Consider the following 25,994-nt stretch of genomic DNA (forward strand, 5'->3'; position numbering starts at 1 on the left):
GTATGTTAACATGACCATTATAAAGCTTAATATATCAATAAGAAGTAGGTAAGATTACAAGGAGCGGGATATACAAATGAAAAACGAAACTCATGGTGTAGAAATAGAGATTCAACCTAGAGCTATTTTAGTTAGTCTGGTTACTCAGAATGACAAGCGCGCAGGTGTGAATGCAGATGGATCGATGCAAGAATTAGTAAGCCTTGCCAAAACAGCAGGGGTAGAAGTATTAGAACAGGTAATCCAGAATAAAGAAAAACCTGATTTTAGATGGTTTATCGGTAAAGGGAAAGTAGAAGAAATTCGCATTTTGATGGATTCTTTAGATGCCAATAGTGTTATTTTTGACCAGGAATTATCAGGAGCTCAAGTACGTAACTTAGAAGCTGCTTTAGATGCCAAAATTATTGACCGTACACAGTTGATTCTGGATATCTTTGCTCAACGTGCTAAAACGCGTGAAGGGATTATTCAGGTCGAACTTGCGCAACATAGCTATCTATTACCACGATTATCTGGACAAGGAAGCAACTTATCTCGTCTAGGTGGGGGTATTGGTACAAGAGGTCCCGGTGAAAGCAAGCTAGAGACGGATCGCCGTCATATTCGTACGCGGATTACTGACTTGAAGCGCCAGCTTGAAGAAGTGACACGTCACCGTACATTGTACAGAGAGCGCCGCAAAAAGTCTGGAGCTGTACAAGTGGCTTTAGTCGGTTATACCAATGCAGGGAAATCGACATTGCTCAAGCAGTTAACCGATGCAGATGTGTATATTCAGGATCAGTTATTTGCTACGCTAGATCCAACATCGCGTAATTTGGATCTGCCTGGTGGTAAAACAGTCGTACTAACCGATACGGTAGGTTTTATTCAGAATCTACCTCATGATCTAATTGCAGCGTTCCGAGCAACACTTGAAGAAGTAAATGAAGCAGACTTAATTTTACACGTTGTCGATGCTTCTTCAGAGATGAGAGATGAGCATATGAAAGTAGTCGATGATCTTCTGCAAGAATTAGGTTCGGATACGAAGCAACATGTTGTTCTATATAACAAAACGGATATGTGTACACCGGAACAGTTAGAAATGTTACCCGATGATGAGACACATATGCGCATTAGTGCTTACAAAGAAAGTGATCTGGAACGCATTTTGAATGTTATTCAAGATCAATTAGCTGGAGGCATCAAAACGTATCGTATTCCGGCAGAACGTGGTGATCTTATTTCGCAACTCTATCAGTTTAGTAGTGTAATTGAACAAGAGTACGAAGAAAACGATGCATTAATCAAAGTCGAAATTAATGCTGTCGACTATGAAAAGTACGGTTATCGCTTACAAGAATATGAAATAAAGTGACAAAATTACGACAATTGTATAATAGACTTCCCTTCATCCTACCGTTACGTGTAAAATATGAAGCGCGAAAGTTTACATTTTAAATGTTTATATTGTGGATTTCGGACCTTAACGGTAGTCAATGCTATCGCTAATCAACAATTAGATATAAATTTGTGGAAGCCTGCCAGAGATTATTACGGCGGGCTATCACTATGGGGAGAGACAAGGTATGGCAGTTTTTGATACACAGATTCAACAATGGTCAGAACAAGCACAACAACTTATCGGACAAGCAGTACAAGCAGTCGATCAGATTGTAGATGCCAACCAATGGAAAGTTATAGAAGCTTTTCAAAAATATCGGGTTAGTGATTATCACTTTGCAGGTTCGACTGGCTATGCGTACAATGATAGAGGTAGGGAAGTTTTAGAAAGTGTATATGCTGAAGTATTTGGTAGCGAAGCAGCTCTAGTGAGACCTCATTTTGCTTCTGGAACGCATACGATTGCGACAGCAATGTTCGGTATTTTGCGTCCGGGCGATGAATTACTTTACATTACAGGTAGACCTTATGATACGTTACATAAAGTCATTGGCAAGCCGGGAGATGGAACAGGATCTTTAGCTGATTTTGGTATTACGTATCAAGAAGCAGCTTTGGATGAAGCAGGGCAAGTCAATTGGGCGACCGTCAAATCGCTTGTTCATAGTAAAACCAAAATGATCGGAATTCAGCGTTCGCGTGGATACGATTGGCGTGCTTCTTTTACTATAGAAGACATAGAAGCAATGGTTGTTCAGATTCGTGAAATCTGTCCGCAAGCTGTTATTTTTGTAGATAACTGTTATGGCGAATTTACAGAAACTCGTGAACCTACCGATGTTGGAGTCGACTTGATGGCAGGTTCTTTGATTAAAAATCCGGGTGGAGGCTTAGCGGAAACAGGTGGTTATATCTGTGGTAAGCAAAAGTACGTTGATCTGGCAGCTTACCGTCTAACAGCACCGGGTATCGGTGGCGAAGTAGGAGCAATGTTAGGTACAACCCGCAGTATATATCAAGGGCTATATATGGCTCCTACGATTGTAGGGCAAGCGGTCAAAGGAAGTATTTATGCGGCGGCTATGTTTGAATTGGCTGGATTCAATAGCAAACCAGCATGGCAGGAGAAACGTACCGATCTCATTCAAGCCGTTTCTTTCAAAGATGAACATCAACTGATTGCTTTTGTACAGGGTATTCAGCGTGCAGCCGCGGTAGACAGCCATGTAGTACCAGAACCGTGGGATATGCCAGGGTATGATCATCCAGTCATTATGGCGGCAGGTACATTTATTCAAGGTGGCAGTCTAGAATTATCCGCAGATGCTCCGATTCGTGCACCTTACATTGGATACATGCAAGGTGGACTGACCTTTTCTCATGTGAAGCTGGGTGTACTAATGGCGTTACAGACGATGCATGAGCGCGGCTTGCTATAACCTATTTCAATATCAATCAAATATAAAATAGTAAAGACTTCTTTAAGAAGTTTGTAAAATATCACTTATTTAAAGTGCTATTATCATGAGTATGTTAGTGTTTTATAAAATTATTGTAAGTTAAGTTAACATGTTATTGACGCTTTATATCAGGATATGTACAATAGGTAACAGAATAGTGAATAGATTAGTGGAAGGTTGATGAATATATGGGTGATGAAATTCGGAGAAATATGGCGCTGTTCCCTATAGGGATTGTTATGAAATTGACGGATTTGTCTGCAAGACAGATTCGCTATTATGAACAGCATAATTTGATCGTACCTGCACGCACGTCAGGTAATCAGCGTTTATTTTCTTTTAATGATGTAGAACGTTTACTTGAAATTAAAGCTTTGATTGAAAAAGGTGTGAATATCGCTGGTATCAAGCAAGTGATGAATCCGGTATCGAAAGAATCGGAAGAAGCTACTGTGATCACAGCAGATACAGAAGAACGTCGTAGGGAATTGTCAGATTCCCAACTTCATCGTATGCTTAAGCAGCAGCTTGTCACAGGCAAACGCCCGGGACAAGTATCGCTTATCCAAGGGGAATTATCCCGATTCTTTAACAAAAAATAAATAGCGTAAAGAGGAGAGGGTAGCGTGAGTTACAAAAGTTATACAAGAGAAGACATTTCGCGCATAGCGAAAGAGGAAAATGTACGATTTATCCGCCTGCAATTCACCGATTTGATGGGCACAATCAAAAACGTGGAAATTCCAGTAAGTCAATTGGAAAAAGCATTGGATAACAAAATGATGTTTGATGGTTCTTCAATCGAAGGTTATGTACGTATTGAAGAATCAGATATGTATCTGTATCCTGATCTAGACACTTGGGTTATTTTCCCTTGGGTAACAGAGAATCGTGTAGCACGTCTGATTTGTGATGTTTACATGCCAGATGGTACACCATTCGCAGGAGATCCGCGCGGTATTTTGAAGCGCAATCTAAAAGAAGCAGAAGCATTAGGATTTACAGCAATGAATGTAGGACCAGAGCCTGAATTCTTCTTGTTCCGTACTGATGCAAATGGTAACCCTACAGACGAATTGAATGATCAGGGTGGATATTTTGACTTAGCTCCTATGGATCTAGGTGAAAACTGTCGTCGTGAGATCGTAATTACACTTGAAGAAATGGGCTTTGAAGTTGAAGCGTCTCATCATGAAGTGGCTCCAGGGCAACATGAGATCGATTTCAAATACACCAATGCGCTTCAAGCAGCAGATCAAATTCAAACGTTCAAATTAGTAGTTAAAACGATCGCTCGTCAACATGGACTCCATGCTACATTTATGCCTAAGCCTTTATTTGGTATGAATGGATCAGGTATGCACTGTCACCAATCGTTGTTCCAGGGCGATGTAAATGCTTTTTATGAAGAAAGTGATGAGTTGGGTCTAAGCCAAACAGCACGTTATTATATGGCAGGTATTCTGAAGCATGCTCGTTCAATGGCTGCTATCACGAATCCTACTGTGAACTCTTACAAACGTCTTGTACCGGGTTATGAAGCACCTTGCTATGTAGCTTGGTCTGCAAGTAACCGTAGCCCGATGATCCGTATCCCGGCTTCTCGTGGTCTGAGTACACGTATCGAAGTTCGTAATCCAGATCCAACTGCTAACCCGTACCTTGTTTTAGCGGTAATGTTGAAAGCAGGTCTTGATGGTATCGAGCGTAAGTTGAACTTGCCAAAACCAGTAGATCGTAATATCTATGTGATGTCTGAAGACGAGCGTATTGACGAAGGTATTCCTAGTCTTCCAGGCGACTTGAAAGAAGCATTGCACGAATTATTGCGTGACGAGATCGTTGTCTCTGCACTTGGTGAACATGCTCTTGCTCATTTCTATGAGTTAAAAGAAATTGAGTGGGATATGTACCGTACTCAAGTGCACCAATGGGAACGTGACCAATACTTGACGATGTATTAAGATAGGTAAGCCCTTAGCGCTTAAAGCGTTAGGGGCTTTTTTGATTTTAAAATAATTTTTAGAAAATAGAATCTTATTCAAAGTATCTTGAGTTCAATTTTTTTGATTTAGGCCTTTTTATATGAGTAATCGATTTTTTCAGAATTACTCAAGTACATATACAAAATCAAACATACATATTAAACTATATCTACGTTATACATTAAAATGACAAATTTAATAATTTTGGAGTGCTATATATGTCGAAAATTAATCAAGCTATTAATTTTGTAATAGAGAAGGTTAGTATCCCTGCTATCGAACACGAAGAGTTAGATAAAAAATTCAAAGATAAAATAAAAAGTTCTAAATCAACTATTCAAAACATGAAGAAAATAGGAGATTTATATAAATATTTAAAAAGATTTGAATATATACCTACTTTAGGCACGGAAGAATCAGTTTTATATGAGCGATTTAGTGAATTAGGACTTGAAACATATGAAAGTATATATCCTAAATTCTGTATTTATTTTGAAAATTATTTGGAAGATACAACTGTTTTAAGTGATTTTGTAATTGGTAACAACTATACCTCATGGGATATTTCAATTTTCTCAAAAACGTACAATCATCAATCAGGAATTTATTTGATTGGAAAAAGTGGAAATTCAGAAGCCATTTTTATTAAAGCAACTTTATTTAATGGGAAATATTCAAATGAATGGATAATCGAAAATGAAAAATTAAAATATTACTTTTACGCTAAAAATGGAAAATTCAGTGATGAATATGTATATAATTCTGCTATTCTAAACTCAAAATCTAATAATATTCCAATTTATGTTTTTATAAAAAACGGTAAAATTCTAACTCTAAATGGCATATATAAATATAATAGTTTTGATTGTAATTTAGAAGATGGATCTAAGTGGTTTATTTTAGATAAAATTAATTCTTTAGAAATAGATAACCCGATAAATGAAATAGAATATATTAGAGAAACTCAACAAGGGGTAGAGTATTCTTTAAATACAAATGTTACTGAGCGTAAAGAAAGATTATTACATGCTCCCAAAAAACCAGAAATTATACAAGTGGTTACTAATGCCTTTAAAAGAAATTTTGATGTTATTATAGAAGTTTTAGAAAGAGCTAATGGTAATTGTGAGGCTTGCTTTAAACCGGCTCCTTTTATTAAAGCAAGAAATAATGAACCATATCTTGAGGTGCATCATCTTATTCCATTAGCAGAAGGTGGAGAAGATACAATAGATAATGCGGTTGCTATTTGTCCGAATTGTCATAGAGAAGCTCATTTTGGTGTTCCTTTTACAATTGTAACCGCGGCGCTAATTGTTCATGAAAGTAAAATTTTGATTGCTCGCAGAGGACCAGGAAGAAGCCAAGAAGGATTTTGGGAGTTTCCAGGTGGAAAATTGGAGCATAAAGAGACTTTAGAAGAATGTCTAGTAAGAGAAATTTTTGAAGAACTAAATATGAAAATCCAAGTTATTCAACATTATGATGATAGCATTTATAAGTATTCAGCAGGAACTATAAAACTAAAAGCTTATTGGTGTAAATGGATTAATGGAAATATTAATCTTATTGATCACAGCGAATATAAATGGATTAGTTTATCAGATTTATCAAAGTACAGCTTTGCACCAGCAGATATAAAAATCCAAAATTCTTTAAAACAGTTAGATTATTTATTTTAAAGTGTAGTTATAAAAGAGCGCTTAAGATAGATTCAAGCGCTTTTTTATAATTTCTAATAGACTACATATCTCCACATCTTATCCAATAAGTCGGTAATTTACACTCTTCCTACGTTTTTTGGAGTTTACTCAGAAATGGAAAACCAATAACCTTATAGTGTAAGTTATAACTTGATCTAATCGATACCAACGGTGGCCACCGTATTTTGAAAGCGTTCTATTTTGCAGAATTAGTTTCAAAATATGATGAGAAAAGGTGATGAGAATTGAAAAAGTTAGCGGTTTTATTAAGTGGGGCACTTTTACTGACTGTTTTTCCTATTACACCTGCACCCGCTACAGCAGCAGTGCCAGCGACATTTACAGTAGATCTAGCTAACCAATATCGACCGGTTACTCATGTAGCTTCTGGTTCATTGTATGGATTAGCCGAAGAAGGTAGACCCGCAGACAATCTAATCGCTCCGACCAAGCCGAAAATGTTTACACAAATGGCTCCAAATGGTGGTCAATTGCCTAATGGTGAAACAACGCCTATTGGCGATGCACTCAAAGTAGCACCGATCGCTGAACGGAATGGCGCACAAGTGACAATACGGATGCCAGATATTTATCCGAATTTCCCGTATCAATGGGTAAGTTGGGACGATTGGTATCAAAAAGTAGATAGTATTGTAGATGCAAGATTGAAGTCAGGTGCTACAAATATATATGGCTATGAATTGTGGAATGAACCCGATGGTACATGGAATACCGGAGCAGCAGGTTCATTTAACGAAGGTTGGAAAAAAACATATTTGCGAGTCAAAGCTAAAGATAAAAACACCAAAATCATAGGACCAAGTATTACTCATTATAACGAAAGCTGGCTGAGAAACTTTTTGACGTATGCAAGAGATAATAATGTATTACCCGATATTATATCGTGGCACGAACTAGGAGCGCCGGAAGGTGAATATTTAGATGGCCCTGCACCGCAGTACATTTCGAATCATATGAAAGCTTATCGTGCTTTGGAAACGGAGCTAGGGATCAAGCATGTACCGATCAGTATTAACGAATATGGAGTCGTATCGGAACAAGCAGTTCCAGGCAATATGACGCGGTATATCGCTCAATTTGAACGTTCTGATGTGGATACAGCGAATATTGCATTTTGGTTCCGTCCAGGTCGTCTAAGCAACCTTGTGACAGACAAAGGAGAAGCTAATGGGGCATGGTGGTTATACAAATGGTATGGTGACATGTCCGGTCAGATGGCGATGACTACACCTGCTAATCCAACGGCTTTGGATCTAGATGGTATTGCTAGTGTAAATAATGCCAAACAACAAGCAGATGTGATCGTAGGCGGAGGAAATGGCAATCGAAATATAGTGGTTAAAGGATTCGCTTCATTACCGTATTTCTCAGGTAATGCTCATGTCAAAGTAGAAAGCACCCCATGGTATGGAGTAGATACCGCAGTAAGTCAACCTACTAATGAATTTGAAGGTGATTTTACAATTGAAAATGGACAGATTTCTGTTCCACTTAGTCAGTTAAAAGAATCTTCTGCTTATCGATTGGTGATTACTCCGGGCAAGCAATCATCGATCAGTCGTTATGAAGCAGAAAATGCAGCTATTGTTTCAGCTAACATTTTTAACAACTCGAATGCTTCTAATCGGAAATATGTTGGTACGATAGACAATCAAGATAGTTCTGTTCAATTTACAGTAAATGCTCCTGTAGCTGGTAATTATAATCTGAAGATTGGATATGCGAATGGTACAAACGCTCAATCTACACAAGAATTAAGTGTCAATAATCAAGCGTCTACAACTATTCAATATCCGACAACAGATGGTTGGTTATCTCAAGGAAATAGCAATACGCTTCAGACTTCAGTTTCTTTAAAAGCAGGCAGTAATACTTTGAAATTCAGCAAAGGAAAAACAGGTTATGCAGAGCTTGATTATATCCAGTTACAACCTGTAGGTGATTTCAAAGTAAGAGTAGAAGCAGAAGATGCTAAAATTAATGATGCGACAGTATCTAGAAGTTCATTTGCTTCTAATCGTCAATTTGTAGGCAAAATAGATAATCCAGATAGTTCTGTATCGTTCTCAGTCTATGCTCCAGCAAGTAAAACGTATCATATGGAGATCGGTTATGGTAATGGAACAACAGGAAACTCGACTCACAATCTATCGGTAAACAATCAAGGATCTACTGTTATTACGTATCCAAAAACAGGAGGTTGGATTGCGAATTTACCAAATGTAGGTACACGCCAAATTATGACGGTTCCTGTAACATTGAAGCAGGGAGAAAATACAATCGTATTTAAAAAAGGTACTAGCTATGCAGAACTTGATTATATTGAAGTGAAATAATTTTATTACAACATACAAAAACCTTGTTCACCCTATTCGATAACAGAATAGGAGAGCAAGGTTTTTGGTGTGAATTCTTATTGTTGTGATTGTTTATCTATTCAGTAAGAAGATGCTTAGGTATAGGAATATCAGGATCTACAGTCACTGTATTGATATACGTATTTGTATACGTATCACGGAACTGGGTAGGTGTCATGCCAACGTAATTTTTAAATAACTTCATCATGTATTTCTCATCTCGAAAATGTAGTTCATAAGCAATTTCTTTGATCGAAGAATTAGTCGTGCATAATAATTCTTTGACCAGACTGAGCTTGAGTGTATTAATATAACGAATAGTGCTCATACCTAGATTTTTTTTGAATAAGCGGGTTAAATGATCGGCATTAAAGCAGAACGTATCTGCTACTTTCTGTACGGTAAGATCATGATAAATATTCACCCGAATCCATTCTAAAATTTGCATAAACTTCTGATTGTATTCTTTGTGCAATAGTTCATTATGAATAAGAGGTTGTAGATACTTATCTGTTAATTCGATCATAAGTTCAGTCACCAGATAATCGACAGCATATGTGCTGTAATACGAAGTATTAGATGTATCCAGAATCTGCTTCATCAGGATAATAGGCTTGTCGAGATAAGGTAATGAAAAGAAGTCAGGTAAGCATACATAAGGATTAATCTCATTTTTCTGTTCCGTAATCATAGTACCAAACAAATGATTAATAAATTCATCTCCTGATTCTGTCTTGGTAATATCTCGAGGAAAGAAATGTAACCAAAAAAAGCTAGCTCCTGCTGTGGAAGCTTGATAACCAAAATATTCGACATCTGGCTTAATCAATAACACGTCCCCGTGCTTAATTTCATACTGTGTTTCTCCAACTTGAAGATAGACAATTTCTTTTAAGCCAATAATAATTTCGTAATCTTTTTCAAGTTTCATTTTTTTGTGTTGCCAGCCTTCATCACTTACAAATTGTCCACATTTAAAATAGGCAAGAGGACGCTCGATATTTATTTTTGAAATCGGTTTGAGCAGCATATGTAATCACTCCTTATCGAAAAGTCAGTTTTGGATAGGAAAAGTCGGATTTGTTAACCTTAGTCATATTCATTACGAATAACCTGCACTTTGAAGGTAGTATAGCACAATTTTATATGAAAATAATTAATTTTTTAAATATCTCAATGAGTCGGAAATAGAAACCTTTCCTACGAAATCATAAGTTTATCTTCTTTTCGTAAGCGCTTACTATTAGATAAAGAAATCATCACTATTTGATTGAATCAGGAGGTTACATTATGGAGTCTACACCTCAATCTTCGCCAGAGCCTCAAACCACTCTTCTGAATGATAAAGTTCCTTTTCATCGCAGAATTAGTTATGCGCTCACAGATACAGGTGGCAATTTGTTGTACAGCATTATTGGTGCTTACTTGCTTTATTTTTATACCGATGTATTTGGCTTATCGGTTGGAGTAGCAGGTACTTTATTGTTGGTAACACGATTAGTGGATGCAGTAGATGCACCACTATGGGGGATTATTGTCGATCGTACCCGATCCAAGTATGGTCAAAGTCGTCCTTATTTTTTGTGGCTATGTTTTCCTTTTGCAGTATTTACAGTATTGACGTTTACCACTCCAAACTTGGATGGGACATGGAAAGTCGTTTATGCAGCGGTTACCTATATTTTAGCAGGGATAGCTTATACCGGAATTTCAACACCGATCACTTCGATCTTGCCAAATTTGAGTAGAAATACCGATGAGCGAGTAGTGTTGAACTCATTTCGGATGGTAGGTGGAAATGTTGGTAATTTTGCAGCAGTCACATTTACTTTGCCATTAGTCGCTTTTTTTGGAGCAGGTAATGATCAGAAAGGATTTTTTTGGACACTTTGTGTATTCGGGATAGTATCTATCATTATGTTTTTGATTGCTTTTGCTGATCTCAAAGAAATCAATACCGAAAAGATCAAAACTATTCCATTCAAATCAAGCTTTAAAGCGATGAAAGGTAACTGGCCCTGGATTATTTTAGTAATCGCTAATTTACTATTCTGGATCGCTTTAACGATTCGTACCTCTACATTAGTCTATTACTTTGAATACAATATCGGTCATAAAGAGTTAGTGCCATTGATTAACGGAATTTCAGTCATTCAAGTGATTGGTATGGTATTAATTCCGTTTATCGTGAAATTTTCTAACAAATATTCGACGATGATTTTTGGCTTTATATTAGCTGTTTTGGGACAAATCGTACTGTTTTTTGCAGGAGATCATATTAGCTTTTTGATTGTCGGATGGATTATTGCTTGTATTGGATCAGGTATTGCTTGCTCTATGCCTTTTGCAATGTTATCGGACACTGTCGATTATGGCGAATGGAAGTCAGGTCTACGTGGAAGTGGTATTTTAACAGCAATCGGTAGTGCTTTTTGTATTAAAGCAGGCTCAGGATTAGGAGGATTTATTCCTACACAATTTATGTCATCTTTCGGTTATGTGCCTAACGTTGCGCAAAGTACACAATCATTATCAGGTATTCAATTTGTGTTTATCTGGTTGCCTGCTATCGTATTTGCACTGGGAATTATCCCGATGTTATTTTATCGACGTTTTGAAAAAAATGAAGGTTATATTCGCAGACAGTTGTTAATTAAAGAACACCATGCTGAACCTCAAGTGAAATAAATATTCGGTTTATAGACGATCATAGAGTATCTACCATAGGAGGAGAGACATACGATGTCATTACATTTACAATCACTTACAATTACAGATCAATTCTGGTCTCATTATCGGGAGCTTGTCCGTACAGAAATGATTCCTTATCAATGGAATGTATTGAATGATAATGCTGATATTACGATCGAAAAAGAAAGAAATGATAACAGTATTCCGTCTGAAAAAAGTCATGCTATCGAAAACTTCAAGATTGCTGCTGGATTGAAGCAAGGTAATCACTATGGTTGGGTATTTCAGGACAGTGATGTATACAAATGGCTGGAAGCGGTGGCTTACTCATTATCTATTCATGCGGATACTGAATTACAAGAATTGGCTGACGGGGTGATTGATCTTATTTCTTTAGCGCAAGAAGAAGATGGTTATCTCAATACTTACTTCTCTATTGAAGAACCAGAGCGCAGATTCAAGAAGTTGGCTGAAAGTCATGAATTGTATTGTGCAGGTCATTTTATCGAAGCAGCAGTTGCTTATTATGAATCCACTCATAATGAAAAAGCGCTCCAGATTGCTTGCCGATTAGCGGATTGTATAGATGCTTCTTTTGGCAAAGGAGAACATCAGATTCAAGGATACGACGGTCATGAAGAAATAGAGCTGGCGTTGACCAAATTATATTCATTAACAAAAGAACAACGTTATCTGAATCTGAGTCGTTATTTTCTGTATGAGCGAGGAACCGATACTACCTTTTTCGCCAGACAACAGACAGAAGACACAGGAACCAAACCAGTTATAGCAGGCATGAGTCATCGTCCACTAGAGTATTATCAAGCCCATCAACCGATTTTGGAACAACAGACCGCAGAAGGGCATGCTGTTAGACTTGTCTATATGTGTGCAGCTATGGCAGATGTTGCTTTATTAGCAGGCGATACCGCAATGTTAGAAGCTTGTCGTCTCCTTTGGAAAAATATGATTACCAAACGTATGTATATCACCGGCGGTATAGGATCAACAGTAGACGGAGAAGCATTTACACTGGATTACGATTTGCCTAATGATACGATGTACTGTGAGACATGTGCTTCGATCGGATTGATTTTCTTTGCTTTTAATATGCTCAAAAATGAAGCACGTTCTGAATATGCCGATGTGTTAGAGCGAGCATTATATAATACAGCTATTGGCGGTATGGCACTGGATGGCAAACATTTTTTCTATGTGAATCCGTTAGAAGTACGTCCAGAGAACAGCCGTAAAGATCCGGGAAAAAGTCATGTGAAATTTACACGCCCCGAATGGTTCGGCTGTGCTTGCTGTCCACCGAATCTAGCAAGATTATTAACTTCACTTCATAAATATATATATATGGTTCAATCAGAGCAAAAAGCGATATATACGAATCTATTTATTACAAGCACAGCAACATTAGAGATAGATCATCACAAAGTACAGCTTGAACAAACAACGAATTTACCGTGGGAAGGTCATGTTTCGATTGTAACACAGACAGAACAACCAACTGCTTTTACATTGGCGCTCCGATTGCCTTATTGGGCAGATGCTTATTCATTGATAGTCAATGGGGAGCATATAGAAGCGGAAAACATTAACGGATTTCTACACATTGATCGTGTATGGCAGTCTAATGACAAGATCGAGTTTATTTTACCGATGGAGATCAAACAATATACAGCACATCCGTTAGTCAGAGCAGATATTGGCAAAGTGGCTATAGGACGTGGTCCATTTATTTATTGCGCTGAAGAAGTAGATAATGGAGAGCATTTGCATTTAATTCAGTTAAATAAAGATCAGACCTATCAATATACATTTGATCCACAGTTGCTAGGAGGCATAGGTACGATCGATGTAGAGGCACGTAAAAGAATCATTACTTCGCAGTGGGAAGATGTATTATATGCTTCTCAAGCAGCTACCACGTATGCTCCTACAACATTACGACTTATTCCTTATTATTGCTGGGCTAACCGACAATCCGGTGAAATGCGTGTATGGCATAACCAAGCATAATCAACACTGAAAAGGAGAGTGCCTGATGAAATCAAAAATGAGAATAGATCCTGAGAAATTTGCGTATACTGTCATTTCAAGTTATTCATCAGATAAAGATAATGCCGAAGCAGTGGCTAAAGACCATCTAGGTGTATTTTTAAATGCTTATTTTCTAGCTGAAAAGTTCAATACACTTGAAGCCCAATTGGCTGAAAAAGCAGAAAGTAAAGATTTCAAAGCATTACTTGCCAAACTAATGGATACAAAGCTATTTGGATAAATGTAGCTTACTATTAAAAATATAAGATATTTAGTGATTATTTGGAATTAAAAGGTATAAATTTCCTATTATTAGCTCATGATGAAGAAATCACATAATGAATAAGAGGAGTGAAGTTAGAAATCAAATAAAAAACTAAAAGTATATCAGCAAAAAGTACCGTATTCAGCTTGTATAAAAGGCATCTAATAAGTAGTAGAAGGTTAGATAAAGACGTTGCAATTTGGGTACTCAATATGTTCAGTCATTACAGTTAAAGAAGATAGCAATTATGAGTTGGATTGAATCTGCGGTAATACGTGCACAGGAAGAGAAAGCAGAGAACGCAAAAGCTTTTTCATATTCTTTAAAAATTCATGAGCATTTTTTAGAATATTGTGAAAATTTATGGATGAAATTTTCTACCATTTTAGAAGAGATCAAAAAACATTTTAAAGAAGATTGCAGTATTCAGAAAGATGAAAATCAACTGGTTATTACAATTGCACTCGTTGTCATTACTATAACTGTAGTTAACAAAAATGTACGTGAACATTATTATGGAGAAGCTGATCTCAAATACAAATGCTCTCATGATTCTGGAAAACCTAAACTTGCGGTAGAATTATTGTACTTGAATCCAACAGAGCATCCTGTATGGATGTACAAAGTTCTACAAGGCAAAGAAGAGATTGAAGTTGCTTTTAGTGAAGTAGAAGCCGAACATGTAATTAAAACTGCATTGTGGAGATATGTAGAATAATGAAATTGTTCTGAATCTAAATAAATTAAATTAAATTATTCTCGTATAAATAAGAAAAAAGACCGCTACTAGAAAGTAGCGGTCTTTTTCTATCTTCTATGAACTGTAACGTACAGTAGTGATTTAGTGCAAGTTACGGAACAATCCTACAACTTTACCCAAAATCGTAACATGTGTCAGACGAAGTGGCTGATACATTGGATTTTCTGGTTGTAGACGAATATGATCTTTTTCTTTGTAGAACGTTTTGACAGTTGCTTCGTCGTCTTCTGTCATGGCTACAACAATATCGCCATTATCAGCGGTCTGTTGTTGACGTACAATTACGTAGTCACCATTATAGATTCCTGCTTCAATCATACTGTCTCCAACTACAGAAAGCATAAATACTTGTCCTTCACCTGTAAAATTCTGTGGTAGAGGGAAGTAATCTTCAATATGTTCTGTAGCTGTAATCGGAACACCGGCGGTTACTTTTCCAATAATAGGAACACGAGATACCGTTTGAGCGAAAAGAATATTACTTTCAGACTCTTCTTGACCCAACAACTCGATGGCACGAGGTTTGGTCGGGTCGCGTCGAATCAGTCCTTTTTTCTCCAAACGATCCAGATGACCATGTACAGTAGAACTAGAAGCAAGACCTACAGCTTCACCAATTTCACGTACAGATGGCGGGTAACCTTTAAGTTTGACTTCATTTCGGATAAATTCCAAAATGGCCTGTTGGCGACTTGAAACTTTTGACATACCTTATCAACCCCAATGCTAGTAACGTTTGGCAAAATTATAACATAGAACTACCGTTCGTACAAACATAAGTTCTAAAATTTGTATATTTATTTTGTTATTCATTACTTTTTGTAGTCTATTCATCGTATAAGAGACAGAATCTATAGTCTAAAAGGTGCAATAAAAAACACGAACGAAGGTTCGTAAAAAACTATTGAGTAAAACATATGTTCGTGTTATAGTGAATTTAAGAAAACAAGAACAAATGTTTGGAGCGTGATGACAATGTTAAAATATACTACATATCGTAGCATCCACAATCAATCTGAAGATGGTGAACAACAGATTGATACATCTGGATCAGATATACATCATACATCAACAAGTTATTCGGAGAAACAATCACAGCAAGCAGCTATTCATGCCACACGAGCGGACAAAGATGTAGTAGTGGATGAGTGGACATATTTGCCGAATGTGCAAAAGATACGTAAACCAGCTCAACCTAAAGGCAAAAAAACATTACGTCAAAAAACGCTACATCTTATTCAAAGCACAGCCCAAAAAGTGAAGTGGAAATCCGGCGGACGTTTAATGGTATGTTTTGTGTTTGCAGGTGTATTATTATACGGTGGAGTAATTCATAACTTTGTAGTAGCAGACAAAGTAGAAGGTCCTGCACAAAAAGTTGTTGTTCATTCAGGGGATAGCTTATGGAGTATCGCTAGTGAATACAAATCAGCCCAGACAGATACACGTGACTATATCGCTGAGATTCGTAGTGAGAATCAATTGACTACAAGTGAGATTCAAGCAGGCGATGTTCTCGTAATTCCTTACGATTGATTTACATGTTCTCTAAATATATTTATTGTATAAGCGATATTACTAGATAAGCATATATACTCATTAATAGGATGAAAGTTTGTTAAGATCTGTTGATCTTGACAAGCTTTTTTTTACATGTCAAAGTTAGTGATGGTCACAAGATGATTACTTACATGGAGGTTAGTTATGGATATCGATACACTCATTGCACGTATTAATGAATTAGCTCGTAAGAAAAAAAGTTCAGGTCTTACAGCCGAAGAAACTGTAGAACGTGACGAGTTACGTGCTATTTACTTAAATAATATTCGCAGTAATTTCCGTCAACAACTAGATACAATTGAATTTGTAGAAGATACAGAACAAGCGGATAATACCAAAAAATAGTCAGCACTAGAATCATGTAACAGCTTTAATAAATACAAAGAAGTGAACTAACTGAAGGGTGCTCTAGCTGTTATTACAGAGAGCATCCTATTTTGCTATGGAAATTTAGGGCTTGTTCTGGCATGATAAGATAGAACAAAGTCTTCTGCTTTTGTTGTAAGGCTTACATTATCTATTAGGGGGAAACAAAGTATGTCCCGTTCCTGGGAAAGGCAAGTTCGACGCAATTCAAAGCAAGTTAATGCTGCACGTAGAAAGCAAGGTCAATCTTCTATCGGTGGCAAAACCAGTATTTCCGAATATACAGCGTATAAAGGAAGAAACATTGTTTTTCCAGCTGCTCTAATTATATTGGGAATTATTTATGCAGTGATGGGTATTATGTATCCAACAGCTGATGGTTTTAGCGTGATCTTTATCGTTACTGTAGCTTTGTACATTTTACTTGGCGTAATGCTTTATTTCCGCAAACCGTACTTGAAAATTGGCAGAGATTCATTGATCACTACCAAATTTAATCGTGATCGTCTGATCTCTTCTTCTCAAGTAAAAAGTATTCGCCTTCAAAAAGGATATGTAGTGATTGAACATAGCTCTAAAGGTGGAAGCTGGGTATTCTCACGCACATTAAACCGTTATGATACAGATGCAATGAGCGAGCATTTACGCACATTTGCTGCACAACACAAAATTTCGATTCAAGAAAAAGCTTAAGCTTTTTGGAGATCGATCGTTATATATGCTATCTAATCTAAATATCTATTATCATAATTAAAGTCATTATGATCGTTGAGGAGGTACAGGCAGTGAGTATTGAAGCGGTTTTGTTTGATCTAGATGATACGTTATTATGGGATGAACGCAGTATAGAAGAAGCTTTTGCAGAGACATGTCTTGTGGCTGAGCGAGCGACAGGTGTTGATCCTATAGCTTTGGAAGAAGCAGTACGCCGAGAAGCGAGAGCACTGTATGAATCCTATGAGACTTTTCCTTTTACACAATGGATTGGAATTAATCCGTTTGAAGGCTTGTGGGCTCAATTTTCCGCAGGCGAACAACCTGAATTCCGTCAATTGCAGAAGATTGCACCGACATATCGCAAAGAATCATGGCGTAAAGGTCTAAGTGCAATGGGGATCGAAGATGAAGCTTTAGCACTCCAACTGTCTGATCGATTCGTACAAGAACGACGTAATCGTCCGCATATCTATGAAGAGACATTTCAGATTTTGGATGAATTACAAGGTAAGGTCAAGCTATTGTTGCTTACCAATGGTTGTCCGGCGTTACAACAAGAGAAGTTAGACGGTGTACCCAAGTTAGCTCCTTATTTTGATCAGATCGTTGTATCCGGTGCATTTGGTAAAGGTAAACCTAATGCAGAGATTTTTGCACATGCACTGGAATTATTGGATGTGAAGCCAGAGCAAACGTTGATGATCGGAGATAAACTGACTACAGATATCAAAGGTGCATTAGCAGCAGGAATCAAGTCGGTATGGGTGAACCGTAATGGTAAAGTCAACGATAGTGAGATTAAGCCAGACTACGAAATTACACGTTTAACCGATATTCATCAGATTACGGCTCAGTTGGTATCATAAACTATATTTTCACCAAATGAGTTCTTAGCCCTATAACTAAAAACATAACAAAAAATCCCTTGTCCGAGTAGATCGGTAAGGGATTTTGTTATTTCTATCATTAAGCTTTTTGGAAAGAGTTGTCTTCGAAAGGAACAGCGATCCAACCGTCTGTTTCTACAAACAAACGAACAGCTACAATTTTACGATTTTCAACCAGTGTAAAGAAGTGAGGTGTATTCTCAGGTACAGAGATAACATCACCTGGTTCTAATTCAACATCAAAGTATCCATGCTCAGGGCTTTTGATAATAAAAATACCATTACCTGATACAATCGCACGAATCTCATCTTCGGTATGGGTGTGAATTTCTTCAAATTTAGCTAATTTAGCTTCCAGATCAGGTGTAGATTCAGATAAAGTGATCACGTCCCATGTGCGGTAACCACGACGTGCTGAAAGGTCTTTGATTTCTGCTTCGTACGTATCTAAAACCGCTTGTTTTTGCTCATCTGTCAGTGTGAAGTTATCTTGCAATTCAGGAGCCAATTTGGAAGCATCCCATTTTTCATATACAACCTCATGTTTGTTCAAAAACTCCAGAACCTTGTCATCTCCAGCAATTCGTTCATTGGTATTTCTAATTCTGATTTCAGCCATCGGATTACCCTTCTTTCAATGTTTTTATGTTGTATTATAAAAGAAAAAGCGTTTTTTGTCGATACTTTCATTCAAACTTCATCTTATAGTTTAAATAAAAAATCTTCACTTTTATAATTACAAGTATAATACACTTATACATCACAAATAAGATTCTTTTCTAGTTAAAAGGTTTCTGTTAAACTAAAGCCTAACGTTTTGCGGGGAGGATCGAATAGATGAATAAGCCTGACCTACAAGAAAGACTTGAACAGCGTATTCTGATTTTGGATGGCGCTATGGGGACGATGATTCAACAAAGAGATTTAACGGCAGACGATTTTGGCAGTGATGATCTAGACGGTTGTAATGAAATACTGGTTCTAACACGTCCAGATGTTATTCAAGAAATTCATGAGCAATATTTAGCTGCTGGTGCAGATTTGATAGAAACGAATACATTTGGTGCTACCTCAGTAGTACTGGCTGAATACGATATTCAAGATCAAGCACGTGAATTAAATCTAGCAGCCGTTAAGCTTGCCCGAGCAGCTGTTGATAAATACAGTACAGCTGAACGTCCACGTTATGTTGTAGGTGCTATGGGACCTACAACCAAGACATTGTCTGTTACAGGCGGAGTCACTTTCGATGAACTGGTAGAGAGTTATCAGGAACAGGCAGTAGCTTTGATAGAAGGCGGCTCAGATGTACTTCTATTAGAAACCTCGCAAGATACACTGAACGTGAAAGCAGGTAGTATCGGTATCCGTAATGCGTTTAAGCAGACAGGAATAGAGCTGCCTTTGATGATATCCGGTACAATTGAGCCGATGGGTACAACGCTTGCCGGACAAAATATAGAGTCTTTTTATATTTCATTAGAACATTTGAACCCGATTTCAGTAGGCTTGAATTGCGCGACCGGACCAGAATTTATGCGTGATCATATTCGTTCATTGTCTGAAATGGCAGGAGCGGCTGTTAGTTGTTATCCCAATGCAGGCTTGCCTGATGAAAATGGGAATTATCATGAATCTCCAGAATCGTTAGGACGCAAAATGGCAGCTTTTGCTGAGCAAGGTTGGCTCAATATAGCAGGAGGCTGTTGCGGAACAACACCGGATCATATTCGTGTTATGGATGAATTATTATCTCAATATCCACCGCGCGCGATGATCGGTACACATCCACCTGCTTTGTCAGGGATAGAACCTGTTTATATTGAGCAAGACAATCGTCCTTATATGGTAGGAGAACGTACCAATGTTCTCGGTTCACGTAAATTTAAGCGATTGATTGTAGAAGGTAAATATGAAGAAGCATCTGAAATCGCTCGTGCTCAAGTAAAAAATGGTGCACAAGTCATCGATGTATGTGTACAAGATCCCGATCGTGATGAAACGTATGATATGGAGAAATTTTTAGATTTAGTCGTCAAAAAAGTTAAAGCTCCATTAATGATCGATACGACAGATGTAGCTGTTATTGATATCGCTCTTCGTTATTCGCAAGGGAAAGCAATTATTAACTCAATTAACCTTGAAGATGGGGAAGAAAAGTTTGAAGATGTGACCCCGCTTATCCATAAATACGGTGCAGCTGTAGTTGTAGGGACGATTGATGAACGAGGACAGGCGATAACAGCGCAAGATAAGTTAGAAGTCGCTAAGCGTTCGCAACAATTGTTAGTGAACAAATACGGACTCAAAACAGAAGATTTAATTTTTGATCCGCTTGTATTTCCTGTCGGTACAGGAGATGAACAGTATATTGGTTCTGCCAAAGAAACGATAGAAGGTATTCGCTTAATTAAGGAACAAGTTCCAGGTTGTCATACAATTTTGGGGATCAGTAATATATCGTTTGGTTTACCTGAAGCAGGACGTGAAGTATTGAACTCTGTATTTTTGTACGAATGCACCAAAGCAGGTCTGGATTACGCGATCGTCAATACCGAGAAATTAGAACGGTATGCGTCTATTCCTGAACATGAGCGTCATTTAGCAGAGGAATTACTTTATAATACCAATGATGCTACATTAGCTGAATTTGTAGCTGCTTTTCGTAATAAAAAAGTAGAAAAGAAAGTGCAAGATTCTAATCTTACGTTAGAAGAACGGCTTGCTTCTTATGTGGTAGAAGGAACCAAAGAAGGTTTACTGCCTGATTTGGAAAAAGCATTGCAAAAATACTCGTCACTCGAAGTCATCAATGGCCCGCTGATGGCAGGGATGGAAGAGGTAGGACGACTATTCAATAATAATGAGCTAATCGTAGCTGAAGTATTGCAAAGTGCCGAGGTTATGAAAGCATCTGTTGCTTATCTGGAACAATTTATGGAGAAAAATGAATCGTCTGTAAAAGGTAAGATTTTACTGGCAACTGTCAAAGGCGATGTACATGATATCGGTAAAAATCTCGTCGAAATCATTTTATCTAATAATGGTTATAAAATTATCAATCTAGGCATCAAAGTCCCACCTGAACGTATTATCGAAGCGTATCGCAATGAAAAAGCAGATGCGATAGGTCTATCCGGTCTTTTGGTTAAATCTGCTCAGCAAATGATTACAACTGCGCAAGATTTACGTAGTGCAGGAATCGCTATTCCTATTATGGTAGGTGGAGCAGCGTTAACACGCAAATTCACCAAGAACCGGATACGACCGGAATATGAAGGTTTAGTATTATACGCCAAAGACGCTATGGATGGTCTGGATATTGCCAACCGTCTTATGAATCCTGAAAAGAGAGCGATTATTGAAGCAGAAGTGGCGGCTGAAAATGAGATCGATACAGCGGTAGCGGTGGAAGTAGCACCATTACCTGTGTTAACTCGCGCAGTTAAATCGGATATTGATCCGAATATGCCGATCTATCTTCCACCTGATCTGGATCGCCATGTATTGCGTAATTATCCGCTTAGTCATATTTTACCGTATGTGAATATGCAGATGCTTCTTGGACATCATCTAGGACTCAAAGGATCGGTAGAGCAATTGTTAGCGAAGCAAGATTCGAAGGCAGTACAGCTCAAATCAGTCGTAGATGAAATATTGCAAAAAGCATTAACAGAGCATATTATTCAAGCGCATGGGATGTATCGCTTTTTCCCGGCTCAATCGAATGGGAACGATGTGATTGTATATGATCCAACAGATCATAGCCGAATTTTGCATACATTTACATTCCCGCGCCAACAAGTAGAGCCTTATCTCTGTCTAGCTGACTTTTTGAAGTCTGTAGAAAGTGGTATGATGGATTATGTAGGCTTTATGGTGGTTACTGCTGGTCAGGGAATTAGTGCACTGGCTTCAGAGTGGAAAGACAAAGGTGATTATCTGCGCTCCCATGTTCTTCAAGCAGTCGCATTAGAGACCGCAGAAGGACTTGCAGAACGTGTTCACCATATGATGCGTGATAGTTGGGGATTCTCTGATCCGGCGACGATGACGATGAAACAGCGCTTAGGAGCACGTTATCAAGGGATTCGAGTATCATTTGGTTATCCGGCTTGCCCTGATTTAGAAGATCAAGGCCCTTTGTTTGCTTTGTTAAAGCCTGAAGATATCGGTGTCGAATTAACCGAAGGATTTATGATGGAACCGGAAGCTTCAGTATCAGCTATGGTATTTAGTCATCCTCAAGCTCGTTATTTTAATGTAGATAAAGCATAACTATAGATTGTATTGCATTATGTATCATCATTGCAGAATCCTCCGATAAATCGGGGGATTTTTGTTACGGAACCTGGCGAATACAGAAAGAAGGTAGAGAGAGATGGAATTGTACTTTTTGGGAACCAATGCAGGCGTTCCTACACTTCAGCGTAATGTGACCTCTATTGGATTACGAATGTATGAAGAACGCCGCGCATTATGGTTATTTGATTGTGGAGAAGGTACACAGCATCAAGTGTTACGTTCTTTGCTCAAATTAAGTAAATTAGAAAAGATTTTTATTACTCATTTGCATGGAGATCATTTATTTGGTCTACCCGGGCTATTATCGAGTCGTGCTTATCAAGGAGGAGTCACACCGCTTACGGTATATGGTCCTGTCGGATTAGAACGGTATATTCGAACTTCTCTAGAACTCAGTCAATCACGTATTGAATATGAACTGAATATCGTTGAACACGAAGGTGGCGTCGTTTTTGAAGACGATATGTTTCGTGTAGAATCAGCGTTATTAGAACACCGTATCGATAGTTATGGATATCGTATTATTGAAAAAGATCGTCCCGGACAATTGAATTTTGAAGTACTGAAACATCATGGCATTAAGCCAGGCCCTCTATATGGAAAATTAAAAAATGGAGGCAGTATCAAATTAGAAGATGGACAAACATTACATTCTCATCAGGTGGTAGGCAAGCCGAAAAAAGGAAAAATCATTACGATTTTGGGAGATACAAGACCTTGTCCAAATGTAGGTGTATTAGCGCAAGATGCTGATGTTCTGGTGCATGAAGCTACGTTTTTGCAAGATATGGAAGAGACCGCTCACAATTATTATCACAGTACGACTTTACAAGCAGCTCATGCGGCTAAAGACGCGAATGTACATGAATTGATCTTGACTCATTTTAGTTCCCGTTATAAAGATCGTGAACAGCTTGAACCGTTGTTGCTTGAAGCCAAAAGTATATTTGAAAATACATTATTGGCAGAAGAACATGTGTTATTTCCGATCACTTCGAAGTCGGTTTAAAGCATTTTGGTTGCGGCGATATAAGGATACCGTTTGCCTTATGCCGCAACTTTTTTTACAATGAAGATTGTGAGTGATAGAAAGGGTGTCTATATGACAACAAATCGTAAAGGATTACTGATTGATCTGGACGGTACATTGTATCATGGCGATACCGTTATTGAAGGAGCCAGTGCTTGGATTCAAGAATTACAGTCCAAGCAGATTCCTTATTTATTTGTTACAAATAACTCTTCTCGTACACCGCAAGGAGTGGCAGATCATCTGACTCATTTAGGTATTCCTGCTACTGCTGAACAAGTATGCACTTCTGCAATGGCAGCTGCTTATTATATTGCACAGCAATCGCCTGCGTCGAGTGTATATGTCATCGGAGAAGAAGGATTGAAGCAAGCGGTAACAGAACACGGGTTACAATTAACAGAGGAACAGCCCGATTATGTCCTGCAAGGGATCGATCGTCAATTTACATATGAAAAGCTGACAAAGGCATTGCGCCTGATTGCAGGTGGGTCTACATTTGTTCTAACTAATCCCGACCTTCAGCTTCCTTCACATGATGGTTTGTTGCCAGGAGCAGGTACGATTGGTGCTTCTATTGTTGCTGCAACAGGGACAGAACCTGTTGTGATCGGCAAACCATCAGCCATTTTGATGGAATATGCATTAGAACGCTTAGGGTTACCTGCAAAGGATGCTATTGTAGTAGGCGATAATCTATTGACTGATATTGCTGCTGGGGCTGCTGCTGGTTGTGTGACAGTGCTGGTATTAAGCGGTATTACAACAACAGATAATATGTCTACACATGAAGCCAAAGCAGGGGTCAAAGCAGATATCATATGTCAAGATCTTGCCGAAGTAAGCTCGGCTCTTGGATTGTATTCATCATCCCATTAATTGATATAGAGAGAGGAAGAATTCTTATGCCAGAATTGCCAGAATTAGAAAATTATAAAGTGCAATTAAGCAATTACATTTTAAATGTGCCGATTACTCAAATTGAGGTAAAACGTGCCAAAGCTGTTAACTTGGAATCCGAGCAAGTAAATCGTCAAATCGTAGGCGAACGTATTGCTTTTATTGAGCGTCGCGGTAAATATTTAAATCTGCATACGAACAATGGACAACGTTTGCTGTTAAGCATTGCAGCAGGTGGTTCTTTATTTTATGGCAAAACCAAAGAAAATGCTGATCGTGTAGCAGATGTTGAAATTCAATTTGAAGATCATAACTCGCTTTACTTTACAGGTGCTCGTCAAGGAATGTTCTACGTCTATACTGCCAAAGAAGCAGGAGCGAAGTTGAACGAACTAGGATTGGAAGCTACAGATCGCAAATTAACAGAAGAACTATTTATCAAATTATACAAAGGTCGTCGTAGTTCGCTCAAAACAGCGCTAACGAACCAGAATCTAGTTGCAGGGATTGGAAGTTACTATGCAGATGAGATAGCTTTTACAGCAGGTCTATTGCCTTCTGCTAAAGTACAAGAATTGGATGAAGAAGCATTATCCCGCTTGTACTTTGCTATGCAAAATGTATTGGAAGAAGCTATTCAGACCGGTGGACATTTGGTAGGACAACCGCTAACAGTAACAGATTCATTAACAGGTGGATTCCATGCGCTGCGTCGTGTATATGAGCGTGAAGGTGAACCTTCTGTACGTTCTGCGAAAGATTTGATTGTCAAAACCGAAGTGTCTGGCAAAAAAGCGTATTATTGTCCAGCTACACAATTTGAAAAGTAATATCAATTCATATAAACCGAGGAGGCAATCTTTATGATCAATCTTTATTTGGATGATTATCGTCCTTGCCCCAAAGGTTTTGCTCTAGCTAGAGATGGTGAAGAATGTCTGATGATGCTGAGAGAAAGTGAAGTCAATATTCTTTCGCTTGATCATGAGATTGGTTTTGGGCAAATGGATGGCACCGATGTAGTCAAAGCAATGGTGCATGAAGGTCTATTTGCAAACGAGATTTATCTGCATACGTCAAGCATGTCTGGTCGCAAACGAATGTATGAACTGTTATATCAAGCAAAACCTGAACATGTCATTTTGCATGATGGTGCTATGCCTGCTGAGGTTCTGAACGATATTGCTAACCAGTCTTCCAAAGGGCAAGGGTGAGTGCAATGATTGAAGAACTAACAGAACAGCAAGCACTAGAGATGGCAACTACATCAGGACAAGCAATTGCGATATATGCGTACACACCACTTTGTGGTACTTGTAAAATGGGACGACGGATGCTAGAAATCACGTTGCCACTTTTACCAGAACATACGGTATATGCATTAAATGTTAATTTTGCACCTACATTTGTACAAGCTTACGAAATTAGCAGCATACCGTGTCTGATCGTATTTGAAGCGTGGAGAGAAAAAACTCCACGTTTTTTATACCGCATGGAATCTGTTCCGCGTATACTTGAACATATCCGTAGTGCAATTGCATAAATTATT

General features: G+C 38.1%; 23 protein-coding genes. 20 read left to right on the forward strand and 3 right to left on the reverse strand.

Translation table 11 applies throughout. From position 1 onward, the window contains the following. Positions 1–76 precede the first annotated feature (76 nt). The 6 genes from hflX (at position 77) to PQ460_RS10150 (ending at position 8,894) form a co-directional block, all read left to right on the forward strand. Positions 77–1,363, forward strand: a complete 1,287-nt coding sequence (gene hflX, locus PQ460_RS10125; protein ID WP_274172557.1) for a GTPase HflX — start codon at positions 77–79, stop codon at positions 1,361–1,363. A gap of 211 nt (positions 1,364–1,574) precedes the next feature. Then, the gene (locus tag PQ460_RS10130) at positions 1,575–2,828 is read left to right on the forward strand and encodes a methionine gamma-lyase family protein (RefSeq protein ID WP_274172558.1); all 1,254 of its coding nucleotides are present in this window, start codon (positions 1,575–1,577) and stop codon (positions 2,826–2,828) included. 209 nt (positions 2,829–3,037) lie between these two features. Continuing rightward, positions 3,038–3,451 carry a MerR family transcriptional regulator gene (locus PQ460_RS10135; RefSeq protein WP_017812459.1) on the forward strand — a complete coding sequence of 138 codons (414 nt, stop codon included), beginning with the start codon at positions 3,038–3,040 and terminating at the stop codon, positions 3,449–3,451. A gap of 24 nt (positions 3,452–3,475) precedes the next feature. After that, positions 3,476–4,813, forward strand: coding sequence for a type I glutamate--ammonia ligase (gene glnA, locus PQ460_RS10140; protein WP_273612669.1), 1,338 nt, complete (start codon positions 3,476–3,478; stop codon positions 4,811–4,813). Between the two features lie 239 nt (positions 4,814–5,052). Next, on the forward strand, positions 5,053–6,516 hold the full coding sequence (locus PQ460_RS10145) for an NUDIX domain-containing protein (protein WP_274172559.1): 1,464 nt from the start codon (positions 5,053–5,055) through the stop codon (positions 6,514–6,516). A gap of 266 nt (positions 6,517–6,782) precedes the next feature. Then, the gene (locus tag PQ460_RS10150) at positions 6,783–8,894 is read left to right on the forward strand and encodes a CBM35 domain-containing protein (protein ID WP_274172560.1); all 2,112 of its coding nucleotides are present in this window, start codon (positions 6,783–6,785) and stop codon (positions 8,892–8,894) included. 97 nt (positions 8,895–8,991) lie between these two features. Here the strand turns inward: PQ460_RS10150 and PQ460_RS10155 are convergent, their stop codons facing one another. Then, the gene (locus PQ460_RS10155) at positions 8,992–9,945 is read right to left on the reverse strand and encodes an AraC family transcriptional regulator (protein WP_273612666.1); all 954 of its coding nucleotides are present in this window, start codon (positions 9,943–9,945) and stop codon (positions 8,992–8,994) included. A gap of 260 nt (positions 9,946–10,205) precedes the next feature. On the opposite strand from PQ460_RS10155, the gene PQ460_RS10160 reads away from it, so the two are divergent. The 4 genes from PQ460_RS10160 (at position 10,206) to PQ460_RS10175 (ending at position 14,638) form a co-directional block, all read left to right on the forward strand. Then, positions 10,206–11,603, forward strand: coding sequence for a glycoside-pentoside-hexuronide (GPH):cation symporter (locus tag PQ460_RS10160; RefSeq protein ID WP_274172561.1), 1,398 nt, complete (start codon positions 10,206–10,208; stop codon positions 11,601–11,603). A gap of 54 nt (positions 11,604–11,657) precedes the next feature. Continuing rightward, a complete protein-coding gene (locus PQ460_RS10165) occupies positions 11,658–13,634 on the forward strand; it encodes a glycoside hydrolase family 127 protein (protein WP_274172562.1) in 1,977 nt (658 codons plus the stop codon). Between the two features lie 25 nt (positions 13,635–13,659). Further along, complete coding sequence (locus tag PQ460_RS10170) at positions 13,660–13,896, forward strand: hypothetical protein (protein WP_273612663.1); 237 nt, start codon at positions 13,660–13,662, stop codon at positions 13,894–13,896. Between the two features lie 271 nt (positions 13,897–14,167). Beyond that, positions 14,168–14,638, forward strand: a complete 471-nt coding sequence (locus tag PQ460_RS10175) for a hypothetical protein (protein WP_274172563.1) — start codon at positions 14,168–14,170, stop codon at positions 14,636–14,638. 123 nt (positions 14,639–14,761) lie between these two features. Here the strand turns inward: PQ460_RS10175 and lexA are convergent, their stop codons facing one another. Further along, positions 14,762–15,388 carry a transcriptional repressor LexA gene (lexA, locus tag PQ460_RS10180; RefSeq protein WP_069325997.1) on the reverse strand — a complete coding sequence of 209 codons (627 nt, stop codon included), beginning with the start codon at positions 15,386–15,388 and terminating at the stop codon, positions 14,762–14,764. A 267-nt stretch (positions 15,389–15,655) separates the two neighbouring features. Between lexA and yneA the strand changes: the two genes are divergently transcribed. The 4 genes from yneA to PQ460_RS10200 all read left to right on the forward strand — a co-directional run bounded on the left by yneA (position 15,656) and on the right by PQ460_RS10200 (position 18,189). After that, the gene (gene yneA, locus PQ460_RS10185; protein WP_273612661.1) at positions 15,656–16,216 is read left to right on the forward strand and encodes a cell division suppressor protein YneA; all 561 of its coding nucleotides are present in this window, start codon (positions 15,656–15,658) and stop codon (positions 16,214–16,216) included. A 168-nt stretch (positions 16,217–16,384) separates the two neighbouring features. Next, complete coding sequence (locus PQ460_RS10190; protein ID WP_273612660.1) at positions 16,385–16,585, forward strand: DUF896 domain-containing protein; 201 nt, start codon at positions 16,385–16,387, stop codon at positions 16,583–16,585. A gap of 192 nt (positions 16,586–16,777) precedes the next feature. Beyond that, complete coding sequence (locus tag PQ460_RS10195; RefSeq protein ID WP_273612659.1) at positions 16,778–17,299, forward strand: methyltransferase; 522 nt, start codon at positions 16,778–16,780, stop codon at positions 17,297–17,299. Between the two features lie 92 nt (positions 17,300–17,391). Then, entirely contained in the window at positions 17,392–18,189 is a 798-nt protein-coding gene (locus PQ460_RS10200; protein ID WP_274172564.1) for an HAD family hydrolase, read from the forward strand. A gap of 100 nt (positions 18,190–18,289) precedes the next feature. On the opposite strand, the gene PQ460_RS10205 is transcribed toward PQ460_RS10200, so the two are convergent. After that, a complete protein-coding gene (locus PQ460_RS10205; protein ID WP_273612657.1) occupies positions 18,290–18,829 on the reverse strand; it encodes a cupin domain-containing protein in 540 nt (179 codons plus the stop codon). Positions 18,830–19,047: 218 nt separating this feature from the next. Here PQ460_RS10205 and metH point away from each other — a divergent pair, with 218 nt between their 5' ends. The 6 genes from metH to PQ460_RS10235 all read left to right on the forward strand — a co-directional run bounded on the left by metH (position 19,048) and on the right by PQ460_RS10235 (position 25,988). Next, positions 19,048–22,488, forward strand: a complete 3,441-nt coding sequence (gene metH / locus PQ460_RS10210) for a methionine synthase (RefSeq protein WP_274172565.1) — start codon at positions 19,048–19,050, stop codon at positions 22,486–22,488. A gap of 103 nt (positions 22,489–22,591) precedes the next feature. Further along, positions 22,592–23,524, forward strand: coding sequence for a ribonuclease Z (gene rnz / locus PQ460_RS10215; protein WP_274172566.1), 933 nt, complete (start codon positions 22,592–22,594; stop codon positions 23,522–23,524). A 93-nt stretch (positions 23,525–23,617) separates the two neighbouring features. Further along, complete coding sequence (locus PQ460_RS10220; RefSeq protein WP_274172567.1) at positions 23,618–24,424, forward strand: TIGR01457 family HAD-type hydrolase; 807 nt, start codon at positions 23,618–23,620, stop codon at positions 24,422–24,424. Between the two features lie 26 nt (positions 24,425–24,450). Continuing rightward, positions 24,451–25,275, forward strand: a complete 825-nt coding sequence (locus tag PQ460_RS10225; RefSeq protein WP_273612653.1) for an Fpg/Nei family DNA glycosylase — start codon at positions 24,451–24,453, stop codon at positions 25,273–25,275. A gap of 33 nt (positions 25,276–25,308) precedes the next feature. Then, positions 25,309–25,659 carry a cyclic-phosphate processing receiver domain-containing protein gene (locus tag PQ460_RS10230; RefSeq protein WP_274172568.1) on the forward strand — a complete coding sequence of 117 codons (351 nt, stop codon included), beginning with the start codon at positions 25,309–25,311 and terminating at the stop codon, positions 25,657–25,659. Between the two features lie 5 nt (positions 25,660–25,664). Beyond that, positions 25,665–25,988, forward strand: a complete 324-nt coding sequence (locus PQ460_RS10235; RefSeq protein ID WP_273612651.1) for a thioredoxin family protein — start codon at positions 25,665–25,667, stop codon at positions 25,986–25,988. Positions 25,989–25,994 lie beyond the last annotated feature (6 nt).

Source organism: Paenibacillus sp. KACC 21273 (assembly GCF_028736095.1).
In the GTDB taxonomy this organism is placed as follows: Bacteria; Bacillota; Bacilli; order Paenibacillales; family Paenibacillaceae; genus Saccharibacillus; species Saccharibacillus kyungheensis.